This is a genomic window from Cohnella fermenti (assembly GCF_004801405.1).
Taxonomy (GTDB): Bacteria; Bacillota; Bacilli; order Paenibacillales; family Paenibacillaceae; genus Cohnella; species Cohnella fermenti.
In genome coordinates this window covers 14,712-31,750 of record NZ_SSOB01000053.1, presented here as the reverse complement: position 1 = coordinate 31,750, position 17,039 = coordinate 14,712, and the positions used below count along the sequence as shown (strand labels likewise).

At 65.2% G+C, this 17,039-nt stretch carries 9 protein-coding genes; 5 read left to right on the top strand and 4 right to left on the bottom strand.

The window, feature by feature from the left end:
* Nucleotides 1–45 precede the first annotated feature (45 nt).
* The 5 genes from E6C55_RS28650 (at nucleotide 46) to E6C55_RS28630 (ending at nucleotide 12,962) form a co-directional block, all read left to right on the top strand.
* Nucleotides 46–2,295 carry a glycoside hydrolase family 3 N-terminal domain-containing protein gene (locus E6C55_RS28650; RefSeq protein WP_136373285.1) on the top strand — a complete coding sequence of 750 codons (2,250 nt, stop codon included), beginning with the start codon at nucleotides 46–48 and terminating at the stop codon, nucleotides 2,293–2,295.
* 8 nt (nucleotides 2,296–2,303) lie between these two features.
* Nucleotides 2,304–5,564 carry an alpha-mannosidase gene (locus E6C55_RS28645; RefSeq protein ID WP_136373284.1) on the top strand — a complete coding sequence of 1,087 codons (3,261 nt, stop codon included), beginning with the start codon at nucleotides 2,304–2,306 and terminating at the stop codon, nucleotides 5,562–5,564.
* Nucleotides 5,565–5,644: 80 nt separating this feature from the next.
* Nucleotides 5,645–6,970, top strand: coding sequence for a glycoside hydrolase family 125 protein (locus E6C55_RS28640; protein WP_136373262.1), 1,326 nt, complete (start codon nucleotides 5,645–5,647; stop codon nucleotides 6,968–6,970).
* On the top strand, nucleotides 6,963–10,091 hold the full coding sequence (locus E6C55_RS28635; protein ID WP_136373261.1) for an alpha-amylase family protein: 3,129 nt from the start codon (nucleotides 6,963–6,965) through the stop codon (nucleotides 10,089–10,091). Before E6C55_RS28640 ends, E6C55_RS28635 begins: the two co-directional genes overlap by 8 nt.
* A 12-nt stretch (nucleotides 10,092–10,103) precedes the next feature.
* Nucleotides 10,104–12,962: an alpha-mannosidase gene (locus E6C55_RS28630; RefSeq protein ID WP_136373260.1), complete on the top strand. Its 2,859-nt coding sequence runs from the start codon at nucleotides 10,104–10,106 to the stop codon at nucleotides 12,960–12,962.
* Between the two features lie 148 nt (nucleotides 12,963–13,110).
* Here E6C55_RS28630 and E6C55_RS28625 read toward each other — a convergent pair whose 3' ends face one another.
* The 4 genes from E6C55_RS28625 to E6C55_RS28610 form a co-directional block, all read right to left on the bottom strand.
* Complete coding sequence (locus tag E6C55_RS28625; RefSeq protein ID WP_330999670.1) at nucleotides 13,111–13,830, bottom strand: ABC transporter permease; 720 nt, start codon at nucleotides 13,828–13,830, stop codon at nucleotides 13,111–13,113.
* 10 nt (nucleotides 13,831–13,840) lie between these two features.
* On the bottom strand, nucleotides 13,841–14,572 hold the full coding sequence (locus E6C55_RS28620) for an ABC transporter permease (protein ID WP_136373258.1): 732 nt from the start codon (nucleotides 14,570–14,572) through the stop codon (nucleotides 13,841–13,843).
* Nucleotides 14,572–15,495: an ABC transporter ATP-binding protein gene (locus E6C55_RS28615; RefSeq protein WP_136373257.1), complete on the bottom strand. Its 924-nt coding sequence runs from the start codon at nucleotides 15,493–15,495 to the stop codon at nucleotides 14,572–14,574. Before E6C55_RS28615 ends, E6C55_RS28620 begins: the two co-directional genes overlap by 1 nt.
* Nucleotides 15,496–15,624: 129 nt before the next feature.
* Nucleotides 15,625–17,028: a HAMP domain-containing sensor histidine kinase gene (locus E6C55_RS28610; RefSeq protein WP_230986902.1), complete on the bottom strand. Its 1,404-nt coding sequence runs from the start codon at nucleotides 17,026–17,028 to the stop codon at nucleotides 15,625–15,627.
* Nucleotides 17,029–17,039 lie beyond the last annotated feature (11 nt).

The window sequence follows — 17,039 nt, the reverse complement described above, 5'->3', positions numbered from 1 at the left end:
GCTTCGAGATCGCCCGAGGAACGGGCGGAGCTGCTGCTTAAGCAGATGACGACGGAAGAGAAGATCGGCCAGTTGATCCAACCGTTCGGCTGGCAGGCCTATAACCATATAGATGGCAAAATAAAGCTGACAGACGCGTTTAAAGAAGCTGTGGCGAAGGGAGCCGTCGGGGCTCTGTACGGGACGCTTCGCGCCGATCCGTGGACGGGCGTTACGCTCGAGACCGGGCTCTCGCCCGCCGAGGGGGCGGAAGCGGTGAACGAGATTCAGCGCTACGCGATCGAGAACTCCCGCCTGGGCATTCCGTTCCTGATCGGGGAGGAGTGCTCTCACGGGCATATGGCGATTGGCGGCACGGTCTACCCGGTGCCGCTTGTGATCGGCAGCTCGTGGAACGTCGAGCTGTACCGCGACATGTGCCGCGCGGTCGCGCAGGAGACGCGCGCGCAGGGCGGCGCGGTCACGTATTCGCCGGTGCTCGATGTCGTCCGCGATCCCCGCTGGGGACGGACGGAGGAATGCTTCGGCGAGGACCCGCACCTGATCGGCGAGCTGGCGGTCGCCGCCGTCGAGGGGATGCAGGGCGAGTCGCTTGCCTCCGAGGACAGCGTAGCGGTGACGCTGAAGCATTACGTCGCCTACGGCAGCTCCGAGGGCGGGCGCAACGCCGGGCCGGTGCACATGGGCTGGCGCGAGCTGCTTGAGGTCGACCTGCATCCGTTCCGCAAGGCGGTGGAGGCGGGCGCAGCGTCGATCATGCCGGCTTACAACGAGATCGACGGCGTTCCGTGTACGGTGAACAAGAAGCTGCTGGACGACATCCTCGTCGGCGAGTGGGGCTTCGACGGCATGATCATTACCGACTGCGGCGCGATCGATATGCTGGCGGCCGGGCACGACGTGGCCGAGGACGGCCAGGAAGCGGCAGCGCGGTCGCTTGAGGCCGGCATCGACATGGAGATGTCGGGCGAGATGTTCGGCAAGCATCTGCTGAAGGCGCATCAAGAGGGCAAGTTAAAGGAAGCGGCGCTGGATCGCGCGGCTCGCCGCGTGCTGACGCTGAAGTTCCGCCTCGGGCTGTTCGAACGGCCTTATGCCGACGCGGCTCGGGCCGGACGGGTGATCGGGAGCGAGGAGCACCGGGCTCTTGCGCGGCAGCTTGCGGCGGAAGGCGTCGTGCTGCTGAAGAACGAGGGCGCGGCGCTGCCGCTGAAGGCGGAGGAGTGCGGCGTCATCGCGGTCATCGGGCCGAACGCGGACAACGGCTACAACCAGCTCGGCGATTACACGTCGCCGCAGCCGGCGGGCCGGGTCGCGACCGTGCTCGCGGGCTTGCAGGCGAAGTTCGCGGACGAGCCGGAGCGCGTGCTGTACGCGCCGGGCTGCCGCGTTCGCGGCGAGGATCGCGAGGGGTTCCCGCTCGCGCTGGAGACGGCGGCCAAGGCCGACACGGTCGTGATGGTCGTCGGCGGCTCCAGCGCCCGGGACTTCGGCGAAGGGACGATCGACCTGCGCACCGGGGCTTCCGTCGTGACCGGGGATTCCTGGAACGACATGGACTGCGGCGAAGGCATCGACCGGCTGTCGCTTCGCCTGTCGGGCGTGCAGCTTGAGCTGATTCAAGAGGTGCGCAAGCTGGGCAAGAAGCTGATCGTCGTCTATATCAACGGACGGCCGATCGCCGAGCCGTGGATCGACGAGCACGCGGACGCGATTCTCGAGGCGTGGTACCCCGGTCAGGAGGGCGGCCATGCAATCGCCGATCTGCTGCTGGGCGACGCGAATCCGTCGGGGCGGCTGACGATCTCGCTTCCGAAGCATGTCGGTCAGCTTCCGGTCTATTATAATGGCAAGCGTTCGCGGGGCAAGCGGTACCTGGAGACCGATTCCAAGCCGCAGTATCCGTTCGGCTACGGCCTCAGCTATACGCAATATCAATATTCGAATATGAAGGTGTCGGCGGGCGTCATCGGCCCGGACGGCGAGGCGACCGTCACGGTGGATGTGACGAACGCGGGCGAGCGGGCCGGCTCCGAGGTTGTGCAGTTGTACATCTCGGACAAGGCGAGCGCGTACACCCGTCCGGAGCGGGAGCTGAAGGGCTTCAAGAAGCTCGAGCTGGCGCCGGGCGAGACGAAGACCGTCTCGTTTAAGGTTGGAGTCGCCGAGCTGGAGTATATTGGCGAGGGATATAAGCGCGTCGTCGAGCCGGGTGTCTTCAAGATTCTGGTCGGCGGCAGCTCGGTTGACACGCTTGAGGCGGAGCTTGTCGTGAAGGAGGAGGCCGGCGCATGAATTCCATGCTGGAGAGAGTGAATCGCTTTATCCGGGAATTGGCCGACGTGCAATGGCTCGAGCGGCAGGGGATTCGCGATTGGGCAATCGAGAAGACGATCTATGTGCTGCCGGGGCAGTACGAGGAGCTCGGGGCTGTCGAGAGGGCGGGCTTGACCGATAGCGTGGACTTGGCGGCAGCGGAAGAAGCCGACGATGCGAAGCTGCCGGGCACCGTTCCGTTCCCGAGCAAGCAGGGCACGACGTACTTCTTCCGGACGACGCTGGACCTTCCGGCTGACTGGGACGCCTCGCGCGGCCCGATCGGACTCGTGTTCGAGTCCGGCGGCGAAGGGCTGCTGCGCGTGAACGGCAAGTCGTGGGCCGGGCTCGACCGGAACCATACGTTCGCCGTGCTGGACGCTGCGACTGTCGGCAGCTCGCCCGTGCTCGAGATCGAGCTGTCCGACCCGATTCCGGAGCCGAACGACCCGCTGAATCGCCAAGCGGTGATCCAGCCGCCGATCTCGGGCGTCCGCAGCGAGCTTGCGCAAGCGAACGGCGCGGCACAGAGCCTGATGCACACGGCAATTGTCGTCCGCGACTCGGCGCTGCTGCTGCCGGAGGCGGACTTCCGCCGGACGCGATTGTTCGAGGCGCTGTTCCATGCGATGGACGCGTTCGTTGGCCTGGAGGAGAGTGCGATTCGCGAAGGCGGCGTGCTGAAGCGGATCGAGACGATGCTGGCGGACGGGGTTCGCAAGGTCGGCGGCAACGCAGAGGGGCTGATCCGCATGGTCGGCCAGTCTCACATCGACATCGCCTGGCTGTGGCCGGTGCGGGAGACGGTGCGCAAGGCGAGCCGGACGTTCTCGACGGTCGATGCGCTGATGCGGGAATATCCCGACTTCAAGTACTCGCAGAGCCAGCCGCTGCTGTTCGAGTTCCTGAAGGAGAACGATCCTGAGCTGTATGCCCGGATCAAGGACAGAATCAAGGAAGGCCGCGTCGAGCTCGTCGGCGGCATGTGGGTCGAGCCGGACCTGAACATCCCGAGCGGCGAGTCGCTGATCCGCCAGATGCTGTACGGCCAGCGCTTCTACCAAGAGGAGTTTGGACTCGTATCGAAGATCGAGTGGCTGCCCGACACGTTCGGCTATTGCGCTTCGCTGCCGCAGATTCTGAAGCATGGCGGCATCGACTGCTTCATGACGACGAAGCTTGGCTGGAACGACACGAATGTGTTCCCGTACGACCTGTTCCACTGGGTCGGCATCGACGGCACGCCGATCTTGTCCTACCTGAACCACGGCGTCAACGAGCACACGCTGCCGAAGGATATTCACGACCACTGGCAATCCTATCGTCAGAAGGCCGTCCACCCCGAGCAGATGCTGCTGTACGGTCATGGCGACGGGGGCGGGGGGGTCACTCGCGAGATGATCCAATACGTCGACCGCTCCGAGCTGATGGTCGGCCAGCCGGCGAACGAGTACGGCACGGCGGCGGACTTCTTCGCAGGCGCCGAGCGCAGCAGCGGCTCCTTGCCGTCCTGGCACGGAGACCTGTACCTGGAGCTGCACCGCGGCACGTATACGACACATGGCCGGAACAAGCGCAGCAACCGCAAGGCGGAGCTGCTGTACCGCGAGGCCGAGCTGTGGCTGTCACTGGCGCTGCCGCATCTGGACGGCGAGCGGGAGCGGGAGCTGCGGGCCAAGCTGCACGAGGGCTGGAAGCTGATTCTGCTGAACCAGTTCCATGACATCATCCCCGGCTCCGCGATTCCGGAAGCATACCGGACGTCGGAGAAGGAGTACCGCGAGATCGAGGCGCTCGGAAGCGCGAGCCTGAATGCGGTGCTGCCGCTTCTGGCGCAGGGAATGTCCGCGACGGCGGCGACGGGCTCGCCCGCAACGGCGGGAGCGACCGAACCGTCCGGCGCCACCACGCCTTATGTTGTGTTCAACAGCCTCGGCTGGAAGCGGGACGTGCGGATCGAGCTGGCGGATGCGGAAGCAGGAACCGCGGCGTACGATGCCGAAGGTAACCGTCTGGCCGCCGATGCGCTGCGAGGCGGCGGCCTTGCGGTCGTCGTGCCGGGCGTTCCGGCGTTCGGCTGCAGAACGATTGTGCTCCGCCAAGCCAACGTCGCCAGCATCGCCGGTGCTTCGGATGCATCCGGACGGGCGCTTGGCGGCGAACTCGGCGACGAATGGGAGACCGAGCTTTACGCCATCCGCTTCAACGCGCGCGGCGAGATTGTCCGCCTGTTCGACAAGCAGGCCGGACGCGAGATTGTGAAGCCGGGCGAAGCGGCGAACCGCTTCCACTTCTTCCACGACCGTCCGACGCTGTGGGATGCGTGGGACATCGACGACCGCTACGAGAAGCAGCGGGCCGGGGAGGCGGAGCTGCTCGAGAAGGGCGTGGCGCTTCAAGGCGAGACGATGGACATTCTGCGGTTCCGCTGGAGGCTGCACCGGTCGGAGCTCGAACAAGAGATTCGCTTCTATCGCAGCGACAGGCGAATCGACTTCAAGACGCGTGTCGTCTGGAACGAGGACAACAAGCTGCTGAAGGTCGGCTTCCCGATCGATGTTGTCGCGAGCAAGGCAACCTACGAGATTCCGCTCGGGGCGCTGGAGCGGCCGACGCATCGCAACACGAGTTGGGAGCAGGCGCAGTATGAAGTATGCGGCCATCGCTTCGCGGACGTGTCCGAGCGCGGCTACGGCGTCAGCCTGCTGAACGATTGCAAGTATGGCTACGACGTCCAGGGCACGACGCTGCGCCTGTCGCTGCTGCGCGCGCCGAAGTGGCCGGACGACACGGCCGACCTGGGCGAGCACACGTTCACGTACTCGCTCTACCCGCACGAAGGCGATTGGCGGGACGCGCACACGGTTCGCCGCGCCGCCGAGCTGAACGCGGCTGCCGCCGTCGCCCGGGCGACGGCAGCTCTCATCGCGCCCTCCGCGCCCCTAGCGCAGCCCGCGCAAGCCGCGCCGCTCCCGCCGTCCGGCACGCTGCTCCCGTTCGCGAGCGAGCATGTCGTGCTCGACACGGTCAAGCCGGCCGAGGACGGAGACGGCATCGTGCTCCGCCTCTACGAATCGTCCGGCGGCCGCGGCCGCGCCAGGCTGACATGGCCGCGCCCGTTCGAGCGGGCCTTCGTCTCGAACGCGCTCGAGGAGGAGCTGGAGCCGATCGCGGCAACGACGAGCGGCGAGCTGGAGCTAAGCTTCACCCCATACGAGATTAAAACCGTTAAAATTAAAGGCCGTTAAGCTCCGGAGAGACGGCCTCCATTCTAGTTCTTTTCTGACCGTTGCTACCCATTCCTACCCGAAGGTGGAGATCCCTGACCATGGAACAATTCCGACTGCCCAAGATCGACATGCCGCCCCTCCCTCTTCCTCAAGCGATCCGCGACGTGCTTAACGAGGCCGAGGCTCGGCTGGCTCATCGTCCCAAGCTTCAGAAGCTTTTCCGCAATTGCTTCCCGAACACCCTCGAGACGACGACCAAGCTGCTAAGCGGCGGCACGACATTCGTCATCACGGGCGACATTCCGGCTTCCTGGCTGCGCGACTCGGTCGAGCAGGTTATTCACTACGTGCCGTTCGCCAAGGACGACGCCGACCTGCAGCGCATCATCGCCGGCCTGATCCGCCGCCAGATGGAGTACATCAAGATCGACCCGTACGCCAACGCGTTTAACGAATTCGAGAGCGACTGGCACTGGAACACGACCGACGAGACCGAGATGTCACCGTGGGTGTGGGAGCGCAAGTTCGAGATCGACTCGCTCTGCTTCCCGATCCGGCTCGCTTACCGGTATTGGAAGGAGACCGGCCGCGCCGACATCTTCGATGCGGGCTTCAAGGAGACGATGCGCGCCATCATCGACCTGTTCAAGACCGAGCAACGCCACTTCGAGAAGTCGCCGTACCGCTTTACGCGCAACAACGGCATCCTTCACGATTCCCTGCGCAACGGCGGACTCGGCATGCCGGTCAACTACACGGGCATGGTCTGGTCGGGCTTCCGCTCAAGCGACGACGCGTGCGACTTCCACTACAACATTCCGGGCAACATGTTCGCCGTCGTCGTTATCCGCCACATGCAGGAATTCGCCGAATGGGTGTTCCGCGACATGGCCTTGCTCGCCGAGCTGAAGGAGCTGGAGACGGAGATCGACTACGGCATTCGCTTGTACGGCATCTGCCGCCATCCCGAGTTCGGGCCGATCTATGCGTACGAGACGGACGGCTACGGCAACTACTGCCTGATGGACGACGCCGGCACGCCGGGTCTGATGTCCATTCCGTACCTGGGCTACGTGTCCGCGGACGACCCGATCTACCGGAACACGCGCCGCTTCGCGCTGAGCAAGGAGAACCCATTCTACTACGAGGGCAAGGTTGCCAAGGGCATCGGAAGCCCGCACACGCCGCCGGACTACATCTGGCACATGGCGCTGTCCATGCAGGGGCTGACGGCTTCGACCGCCGAGGAGAAGCTCGAGATGATCGCGCTGCTCGAAGCGACCGACGCCGACACCGGCTTCATGCACGAGGGCTTCCATGCAGACGACCCGGCCGTGTTCACGCGCAAGTGGTTCGCCTGGTCCAACAGCCTGTTCTCCCAACTTGTCTATAAGGCGATGAAGGATGGATTGCTCGATGGTTAAAAAAATGATTTTCTACGATGCCGCCTTCCCCGGGGCTCCCGTCCTGAGCGAGGCGGAGCTTGAGCGGGTGAAGGAGCTGGGCATGGTCGTCGGCGCGGCCGAGCTGGGCGAGAGCCTTAAGGGGGCGGAAGGGGGCTGCTTCGTCACCTTGCACGCCCCATACTTCCCCGTCGCGGCTTGGGAGGACATTCTTGCCTTCCTGAAGCGCGGCGGCGGCCTGATCAACGCGGGCGGAGCTCCGTTCCGCAGCCCGGTTCGGGCCGAGAACGGCGAGTGGAAGGCCGAGGTCGATCAGACGGCCTACTATCGTCATCTCCGTATTCACGAGATGCTTCCGGTGCGCACGGAACGGGTGGTCGGCTATGAGGCGAATGAAGATATTCCGGTGCTCGCAGGGCTTGAAGGTCTGTTCGACGCCGCCGATACGTGGAACCTTGTTCCGCACGTGACGAAGACGAGCGACCTGCCGGACCAGATGGGCTCGGCGGGACCGATGGACGCGCATATCTATCCGCTGCTGAAGGGCGTCACGACGGACGGCCGCGAGGTCGCCGCTCCTATCGTTCTGTGGGAGAACACGAAGGGCGACTTCGCCGGCGGGCGCTGGCTGTTCGTGAACCGGCCGCTTGGCGCGGACTTCGGCGCACGCGGCGGGCTGGACGCGCTCGCGGGCTGGATTCGCTTCGTCGCGGCAGGCGTGACTGAGCTGTGGCTGAAGCCGGGCTACGCTTCGTACGAGCTGCACGAGCGCCCGCTGCTGACGCTTCAGGCGCAGAAGCTCGGGCGCGGCGAGGATCGCGTGTGGACGTTCGACATCAGCGTCGAACGCGAGGACGGTGGCGGCGAGACGGCGCGTTATCCGCTTGAGGATAAGGTGACGGCCGCGCTCGGCCTGTGGCGCCTTCCGATCTGGCAAGACCTGGCGGCCGGTTATCACCGCGTCGTCTGCCGCGCCGAAGCGGCGGACGGCGAGATTCGCATCCTCCGCCAGGGCTTCTGGGCGTACGACGCCGCGCTGCTGGCGGAAGGGACGCCGGTGTCGGCCGGACGCGACTACTTCGAGAAGGACGGCCGTCCGCTGCCTGTTGTTGGGATGACCTACATGACCTCGGACGTGGCTCGCAAGTTTCTTTTCCTCCCGAATGTGTCGGTGTGGGATCGCGACATGGCGCAGATGCGCCGCGCGGGCATCAACTGGATTCGCACGGGCATCTGGACCGCCTACCGCAACCTCATGCAGGTGGACGGCCACGCGTCGGAAGAGGTGCTGCGCTCGATCGACGCCTTCATCCTGACGGCGAAGAAGCACGGCCTGCAACTGACGTTCACGTTCTTCTCGTTCACGCCGGAGACGTGGGAAGGGACGAACCCGTACCTCGATCCGCGCAGCGTGGAGGCGCAGAAGCGGTTCATCCGCTCCATCGTCAGCCGCCACAAGAACACGAAGAACATCGATTGGGACCTCATCAACGAGCCGTCGATGTTCGATCCGCCGCGCATCTTCTCGAACGGCCCGCGCTCGGCCCGCGATCGCTTCGAGCAGGAAGCATACGCGCAGTGGCTTGAGAAGCGCCACGGTTCGATCGAGTTGCTGCGCGAACGCTGGAGCATGACGCCGGGAGAGCTGCCGAGCTTCGCCGCCGCCCGCATCCCGGAGCCGGAGGAGATCAACTTCGACGTGCAGGACATGCACCAGGGCAAGAAGGGCACGCGCTGGCTCGATTACGCGCTGTTCTCGATGGACATGCACAACCGCTGGGCAAGGGAGCTTACGGCTGCCATCAAGGAGGAGTGCCCGGATCATCTGGTGACGGTCGGGCAGGACGAGGCGCTTGGCGCGCAGCGGCCGTCGCCGTTCTTCTACGGTTCCGAGGTGGATTACACGACCGTTCACTCCTGGTGGCTGAACGACCAACTGCTGTGGGACGGCATCTTCGCCAAGACGGCGGACAAGCCGAACCTGATCCAGGAGACGGGCATCATGTACGTCGAGACGCCGGAAGGGCTGGCGAAGCGCTCCGAGGAGGAACTGCGCTCGCTGCTTGAGCGCAAGTACGCGTATGCGTTCGCCACGGGCGGCGCGGGCGCGGTGCACTGGATCTGGAACACGAACTTCTATATGGACAACGCGAACGAGTCGCACATCGGAGCGGTGCGCGCGGACGGCACGGAGAAGCCGGAGGCGGACGTCTCTTACGACTTCGGGGCTTTCGCGGCAGCGACGCGCGACCTGTTCAGAGGTCGGCGGCTGGAGGATGTCGCGGTGGTATTCCCGTACTCGAACGACTTCTCGAACCGGAAGCTCGCCTACGACGCGACGACGAAGCTGACCCGCGTGCTCTCGTACGAGCTGAAGGTGCCGTTCCGCGGCGTGTCGGAGTACGACTTGAAGCCGCTGCGCGACGTGCCGGCCAAGCTGATTGTGCTGCCGTCGGCGCACAATGTCGACGATTCGGCGCTGGCCGAGCTGCTGGCGATTGTCGGCGAGACCGGAGCGACGCTTGTGCTGACCGGTCCGGCGGGCATCGACGCCTACTGGCGGCACACGGAGCGGTTGGCGGACGTGCTCGGCGAGCGCAGGCTCGGCAATGTGGTACGCGAGGAGCGTCTGGAGCTCGGCGGCCGCAAGCTGGCGGTCAGCTACGGGCAGCGGCGCATCGCCGAGGTCGCCAAGGAGTCGCTTGCGGCGACGGACGGGGCTGTGCAAGGGGCGGACGGCTTGGCTCGTGCGGCTGCGGGGGCGGACCGCGTGGTTGAGGTTGCTCACGGCAAGGGGCGCATCCTCTGGACTGGGCTGCCGCTGGAGTTGAACGACCGGAGCGAGCCGATTGCGGCTCTGTACGAGTACGCGCTTGCGGCTGCGGGCTGCGGGCCGGATCTGGAATGGGTGCAAGGCGGCGAGCTGCCGGGCGTGTACGGCCGCAAGCTGGCGTTCGCGGAAGGCGCGCTGTTCGTCTTCGTCTCGGAGTACGCCTGGGATACGGACGTCGAAGTGAAGGACCCGGACACGGGCGCGGTGTACTCGTTCCTGTTGGAGCGGGAGCGCTCGGTGCTGTTCGCGGCGGACGGGGACGGCAAGCTGATCGCTTCCTATCGCTCCGTCGATATCGCGGTCAAGTAAGGGGAGGTCAAGATGGAGAACAACAGAAGAACGGCGCATATCATCTCCCACACCCACTGGGACCGGGAATGGTATTTGCCTTACGAGAAGCACCACGTCCGCCTCATCCGCCTGATGGATACGCTTCTGGATACGCTGAAGCGGGACGGGGAATACAGGAGCTTCTTCCTCGATGGGCAGACGATCATTCTGGAGGACTACCTTCAGGTTCGTCCGGAGCGTCGGGAAGAACTGGAGCAGCGCATCCGGGAAAATCGCATCTTCATCGGACCCTGGTACATTCTGCAGGACGCGTTCCTGACGAGCAGCGAGGCGAATGTGCGCAATCTGCAGATCGGTCATCGGGACGCGGCGCGGTACGGCACGATCTCGAAGGTCGGCTACTTCCCCGACACGTTCGGCAATATCGGCCAGGCGCCGCAGCTTATGCGGCAGGCGGGCATCGGCAATGCGGTGTTCGGGCGCGGGGTCAAGCCGACGGGCTTCAATAACGAGGTGTCCGATGCCGAGTTCGAGTCCTCGTATTCCGAGCTGATCTGGGAAGGGCCGGACGGCTCGCAGGTGCTCGGCATCCTGTTCGCCAACTGGTACAGCAACGGCAACGAGGTGCCGACGGACGAGGCGGCGGCCAAGGAATATTGGGACCGCAAGCTGGCCGACGCGGAGAAGTATGCTTCGACGAACCAACTGCTGTACATGAACGGCTGCGATCACCAGCCGATCCAGACGGATCTGCCGGAAGCGCTGCGCGTTGCGCGCGAGCTGTACCCGGACACGGACTTCGTCCACTCGAGCTTCGCCGACTATCTGGCGGCGCTGGGCGAGGGCGGGAGGAACGGCGAAGGCAAGGGCGAGCGGGATGGGGCGGACGAACGGAATGGAGCGGAGGAACGGGATGGAGAGCCGGCTTCCCGGCTGTCGGTCGTGAAGGGCGAGCTGCGCAGCCAGCGCACCGACGGCTGGAGCACGCTCGTCAACACGGCATCCGCGCGCGTGTACCTGAAGCAGATGAATCAACATGGGCAGACGCTGCTCGAGAAGGTCGCGGAGCCGCTGGCGGCGATCGCCCACGGGTTGGGCAACCATTCTTATCCGCACCACCTGTTCACCTACGCCTGGAAAACCCTCATGCAGAACCACCCGCACGACAGCATCTGCGGCTGCAGCGTCGACGAGGTTCATCGCGAGATGGTCGCCCGCTTCGAGAAGAGCAAACACGTCGCCGAGTCCATCGCGGACGAGAGCAAGCAGCTTGTCGCGGATGCCGTCGACACGTCCGGCTTCGCCCGGTTCGGCGAGGATGCGCTGCCGTTGGTCGTCTTCAACACGACGGGCTGGGCGCGCAGCGGCACGATCTCGATTGTGGCCGACGTTCGCCGGATCTATTATCGCGAAGGCTTCGCGCCGGAGGAGATGATCGGCCGCCTGAAGGCGCTCGATCTGGGCGGCCGCGTGCTCGTCGACGCGGAAGGAGCCGCCGTGCCGGTTGCGGTGGAGGAGCTTGGCGTTCGGTTCGGCTACGACCTTCCGGACGATGCTTTCCGCCAGGCGTATTGGGCTCGCCAGGTGCGCCTGACGTTCGCGGCGGCGGATGTTCCGGCTCTCGGCTGGAAGGCGTACGCTTGGGTGAAGGCGGCCGGGGCAGCTTCGGCTGTTGCTCCGGAGGCTGCTTCTATCGTTCGCGGCGAGCGCTCGCTGGACAACGGCAAGCTGCGCGTCGACGTAGCGGATGACGGAACGCTGACAGTGACCGAGCTCGCCGGCGGGCATACGTATCGCGACCTGCTCGTCTACGAGGATACGGGCGACATCGGCAACGAGTATATGTACAAGCAGCCGGACGGCGAAGCGGCGCTGACGACTCACGGCCTGGCCGCCGAGATTCGTATCGTCTGCGATGAAGCGCACCGCGCGGCAATCGAGATCGTGCACCGCTGGGAGCTTCCGGCTTCGGCCGACGCGCTGTTCGAGGAAGAGAAGCAGTATGCCGTCTACTTCCCCGAGCGGAAGGCGCAGCGCGTTGCCGAGAAGGTGCCGTTCGCGATCCGCACTCTCGTCAGCCTTGAGAAGGACGGCAAGGGCGTCGCGGTTCGGACCTCGTTCAACAACCAATCGAAGGACCACCGCGTGCGCGCGCTGTTCCCGACGGATCTGCACACCTCCGTGCACCGCGCGGACGCCGTCTTCGAGGTCGCGGTTCGCGACAACGAGCCGGCTGCGGAATGGAAGAACCCGAGCAACGCCCAACACCAGCAAGCGTTCGCCGACGTGAGCGCAGCGGACCTGAGCCGCGGCCTGACGATTGCGAACAAGGGGCTGAACGAGTACGAGGTGCTGCGGGACGGGCGCAACACGATTGCCGTCACGCTGCTTCGTTCCGTCGCCGAGCTGGGCGACTGGGGCGTGTTCCCGACGCCGGAAGCGCAATGCCTCGGCAAGCACGAGGCCGAGCTGATGATCATTCCGCATGTCGGCGACGGAGCCGTATCCGGCGCGTATGCGGAGGCGTACCAGTTCCAGGTGCCGTGGACGGCGGCGCAGACCGGCGTGCGCGGGGGTCCGCTTGCGGCGACCGGAGCCGCCTACGCCTGGGAAGGCGAAGGGCTCGCGTTCTCCTCGCTCAAGATTGCGGACGGCAGCGGCGATGCGATGCTGCGCTGGTTCAACCTGCGCCCGCAGCCGGCCGAGCTGACGCTTGCGGCGCCGAATGCCGCGCTTGCCGGTTCAGGCGCCGCCGCGATCTATCGCAGCGACGTGCTCGAGACTCGCGGCGAAGCGCTCGCTCCGCGCGCAGACGACGGCTCGCAGAGCGTGTCGGTCGGCCCGTGCGAGATCGTGACGCTCGGCGTGCAGGGAGCCAAGCGGGAGTAAGAGCAGAAGCGGAAGTAAAGGCAGAAGCGGAAGTAAAGGCAGAAGCGGAAGTAAAGGCAGAAGCGGAAGTAAAAGCAGAAGCGGAAGTAAAAGCGGAAACGCGCCAAACGGCGCCGCCAATTGGCGGCGCCGTTTGACGTCCTCGGGCCTACACCGCCTTGCGGACGAAGTACCGCCAGCCCGCGGCGAAGAAGACGCAGAAGCTGCCGAGCACGACGAGGTAGAGCGATTCGGCGGACAGGTTCAGCGCCGCGTAGCTCATGCTGTCGCGGGGCAGCATGGCGAGCATCGGCTGCGCCCACGGATCGTACGGCGCGTAACGCGCGGAGTTGACGATCATGATGTTCGGCAGCGTCAGGATGACGTTGATCGCCAGCGGCGCGGCGAAGCTCTGGAGCGCGATGGACACGAACAGCTGCAGCGCGGCGAGCGGCAGGCAGGCAATCCAGCCTCCCCCGAAGGAGGTGAGCAGCATCCGCCACGGGATCGGGTCGTCGAAGCCGCGCGAGAGGCCGACGGCGATCAGCGCGATGAGCAGCAGCGCCTGCGTCAGCGCGAGCAATCCCATGACGACGGCGAACTTGACGACGTAGATCTGGGTGCGGGACACCGGCATGGCGAGCATTGCTTTCCAGCCGCCGCCGTTGTGCTCGTAGCGGCACACAAGCGCCGCGAAGATGCCGGTCAGCAGCGGCAGGAACAGCATGGCGTGCAGCACCGACATAAGCGACAGCGTCTCCGTCCACGGGAATTCGCCCTCCTGAAGGCGCAGCCCGAACAATCCGAACAAAGAGGCGATGAGCGGGCTGACGGCCGCGATCAGCCACAAGACGGAACGGCGGATCTTGAGCCATTCCGAGCGGAACATGCGGAGCATCCTACTTCACGTCCTTTCGCACGAACTCGAACATGCCGACGAGGAACACGACAAGCCCCAGCGCGACGCCGGCGCCGACGGAATAGAGCGGCTCGTGCCACTGGTTGAGCAGCGCCGGCCACTTGTAGGGCACCCAGTCGGGGAAGCGGGAACCCGCGAACAGCGAGACGATCATCCCGACGATGCCGACGGTAAGCGGCACGGCCTGATTGTGCATCGTGACGGACAGCCAGGCTTGCAGCGCGATGAACGGCATGGCGGCGAGATACGGATAGAATGCCTCGCGCAGCAGCCCGCCGATGGGCACGGACCCGTGCAGCCCAAGCGAGGAGCCGAGCGTCAGCCCGAAGACGAGGGAGAAGAGCGCCAGCAGCACGCATGACACGAACAGCAGCAGCGCGGTAAGCAGGAATTTGCCGGCGAACACGTGGCGCTTCTTCACGGGGAGGGCGAGCGTCATTTTCCAAGCGTTCATCTGATGTTCGATTCCCGCTGTCATCGATGCGACGATGGCGAGGCCGATCAGCAGCGCGGGAAGCGCCAGGGAGCCGATGCCGCTTAGCAGATCGCTCCACATCTTGGCCGAGTCGGCCGGGCGTATCATGTAATCGAAGCGCAGCGCGTAGGCAAGCGCCTCGAGGCCAACGACGCCGAGCGGGCCGGCGAGGACGAGCAGCCAGACCAGCTTGCGCCGGATCTTCAGCAGCTCGGCAGACAGAATGCGCAGCAGCATTACAGGCTCGCCTCCGATCCCGTCATCTGCAGGAAGATGCTCTCGAGCGAGGCGTGTTCTTCCTCCACCCGGTACACCTGGAAGTCGCTCTGCACAAGCCGCGACACGATGCCCGCGATGGTGCGGTCGTCGGCTTGGCCGACAGTAAGCTTCGTCCGGTCCCATTCGGCGGGATAGCCGTAGGAGAGCAGCAACTGCCACGCCGCTTCGGGATCGCTGACGCCGAGCCGGATGCGCCCTTGCGCCTGCTCGCGCAGCCGTTCGATGCCGTCCTGGTAGATAAGCTCGCCCTTGGCGATAATGCCCACCCGCGTCGCCATCTGCTCGACCTCGGACAGCAGGTGGCTGGAGATGAGGATCGTTACGCCGCTTGTTCGCGGCAGGCTCTTGATCAACTCGCGAATCTCCTGGATGCCCGCCGGGTCGAGGCCGTTGGTCGGCTCGTCGAGCACGAGCAGCTCCGGATTGCCGAGCAGTGCGGTCGCGATGCCGAGCCGCTGCTTCATGCCGAGCGAGAAGCCTTTGACAGGGCGCCGAGCTTCCTGGGTCAGCCGCACGATCGCGAGCACTTCGTCAATGCGCGACTTCGGCGCGCCGAGCAGACGGCGTACGGCCTCAAGATTCTCCGTTGCGTTCAGATGCCCGTAATACGAAGGGTACTCCACCAGCGACCCCACCTTGCGCAGAATCGCCAGCCGTTCCTTCCGGATATCCTTGTCGAAAATCCGGATGTGGCCCGAAGTCGGCCGAGCCAGCCCGAGCAGCATGCGGATCGTTGTCGTTTTGCCCGCGCCGTTCGGCCCGAGGAAGCCATAAATATCGCCCCTTCCGATCGCCAGGTTAACTCCGTTTACGACGGTTCGTCCGCCGAGCCGCTTGGTCAGGCCGTCCGTGGCCACGATAATTTCGGATTTGGTTGTCATCTCGATCACCTCGTCCCTCATCTTAACGGGCCAAGGTTAAAGCGAGGGGAGGGTGCGGTTTAAGAATGGTTTAAAAAAAGCGCCGAGGACAAGAGAGAAGAGGGGCGCAGGGCGCTCCTCTTCATCCGGTCATCCGGTCAGCGTACTGTCGGGGAAAATATGCACTTCGGTGCCGGACGCGCCGCTGCGGAAGATGCTGCGCAGACGCATGTCCTTCAGCATAAGCGCCGCGATGGAGAGGCCGATGCCGGCGCCCTTCTCCTTGGACGCCGCTTCCATGCCGGGTCCGCGGTCGGCGATGACGATGCGGCCGCCTGCTTCGCCCGACACCCGCAGGCCGATATAGCGGCCGTCCCGCGCATGGCGCAGCACGTTCTGCAAGTAGTTGTCGAGCACGCGCTCGAGCCACTGCGGATCGACGTTCCAGCAGACGGCCTCCTCCGGCAGGTCGGTGTCGATCTCGAAGCCGGCCTGCTCGAACGCCGGGTACCAGCCGGCCATATGCATGCGCGCAAGCCGCACGATGTCGACGCGCTGCGGATGATACGGATACTGGCCGGACGTGAGCAGCGTGAAGGAGAACAGGTTGTCGATAAGCCGCCCGAGCGAGTCGACCTTGCGGTCGATCAGCTCCAGCGACTCCTTCCCCTTGACGCTCAGCGCTTCCTGGCCGAGGCTGAAGGCATGGCTGCGGATCGCGGTAAGCGGCGTGCGCAGGTCGTGCGACAGCTTCGCGATCAGGTCGCGCCGCAGCGCCTCCTCCTTCGCTTCCCGCTTGCGGCTCCGCTCAAGCTGGCCGATCATGGCGTTGAAGGCATGCTCGAGCCGGCCGATCTCGTCCATCCGCATCGCGTCGACCGGCAGCGGGATGCCGGTCTCAGCCGGCGCCGTCATCGCCGTCTCGAGCCGGACGAGCCGCCGACGGATGCGGTAGAAGAACAGCAGCGAGACGAACAGGAACAGGCCGAGCACGAGCAGGATGGCGGCCAGCAGCAGGAGGTACGTTCGCGAAGTCGGCGGCCCGCCCGCCTTCCGCATCTCGGCGCGGTCGAGCTGCAGCGTCATGAAGCCGCCGCCCGGCTTGTCGCCGAGGAAGGCGACAACCGTAAAGACGCCGGAGCCGCTCGTGCCCTTCATGAAGGCGACCGCATCGGACGCCGACCAGGACGCGGGGACGCCGATGGTGTCCGGCAGCTTCAGCCGCGTCGCGCCGGACGCGTCGACCCAGAACAGCTCGGCCTTCGGATATGCCGCCTTCACCCGGTTCAGCGCGGCATCGATCGCCTCCGGCGCGGCGTTGTCCAGCCGCGCCGCTTCCTCGTGCCACATTCGCTCCAGGCGGTTGGAGTCGTAGAGGCTGGCGTCCCGGTTGTCCGCACGCGTCTGCAGCGAGACGGCGATCAGAATGGCGGGAATGCCGAGCGGAACGATCAGCAGCGCGCACAGGACAATGAGCAGATACTTGCTCAGCAGCGATTGCCGCAGGCTGTAGCGGCGGCGATTCCGATCTGTGGAGGAATTGATCATTTGCATTCGCCTCGCCT

Bases quoted from the DNA above. Each gene is read 5' to 3' on its own strand.
- E6C55_RS28650 (WP_136373285.1), top strand. From the start codon at position 46: ATGACGACGGAAGAGAAGATCGGCCAGTTGATCCAACCGTTCGGCTGG.
- E6C55_RS28640 (WP_136373262.1), top strand. From the start codon at position 5,645: ATGGAACAATTCCGACTGCCCAAGATCGACATGCCGCCCCTCCCTCTT.
- E6C55_RS28635 (WP_136373261.1), top strand. From the start codon at position 6,963: ATGGTTAAAAAAATGATTTTCTACGATGCCGCCTTCCCCGGGGCTCCC.
- E6C55_RS28630 (WP_136373260.1), top strand. From the start codon at position 10,104: ATGGAGAACAACAGAAGAACGGCGCATATCATCTCCCACACCCACTGG.
- E6C55_RS28625 (WP_330999670.1), bottom strand. From the start codon at position 13,830: ATGTTCCGCTCGGAATGGCTCAAGATCCGCCGTTCCGTCTTGTGGCTG.
- E6C55_RS28620 (WP_136373258.1), bottom strand. From the start codon at position 14,572: ATGCTGCTGCGCATTCTGTCTGCCGAGCTGCTGAAGATCCGGCGCAAG.
- E6C55_RS28615 (WP_136373257.1), bottom strand. From the start codon at position 15,495: ATGACAACCAAATCCGAAATTATCGTGGCCACGGACGGCCTGACCAAG.
- E6C55_RS28610 (WP_230986902.1), bottom strand. From the start codon at position 17,028: ATGCAAATGATCAATTCCTCCACAGATCGGAATCGCCGCCGCTACAGC.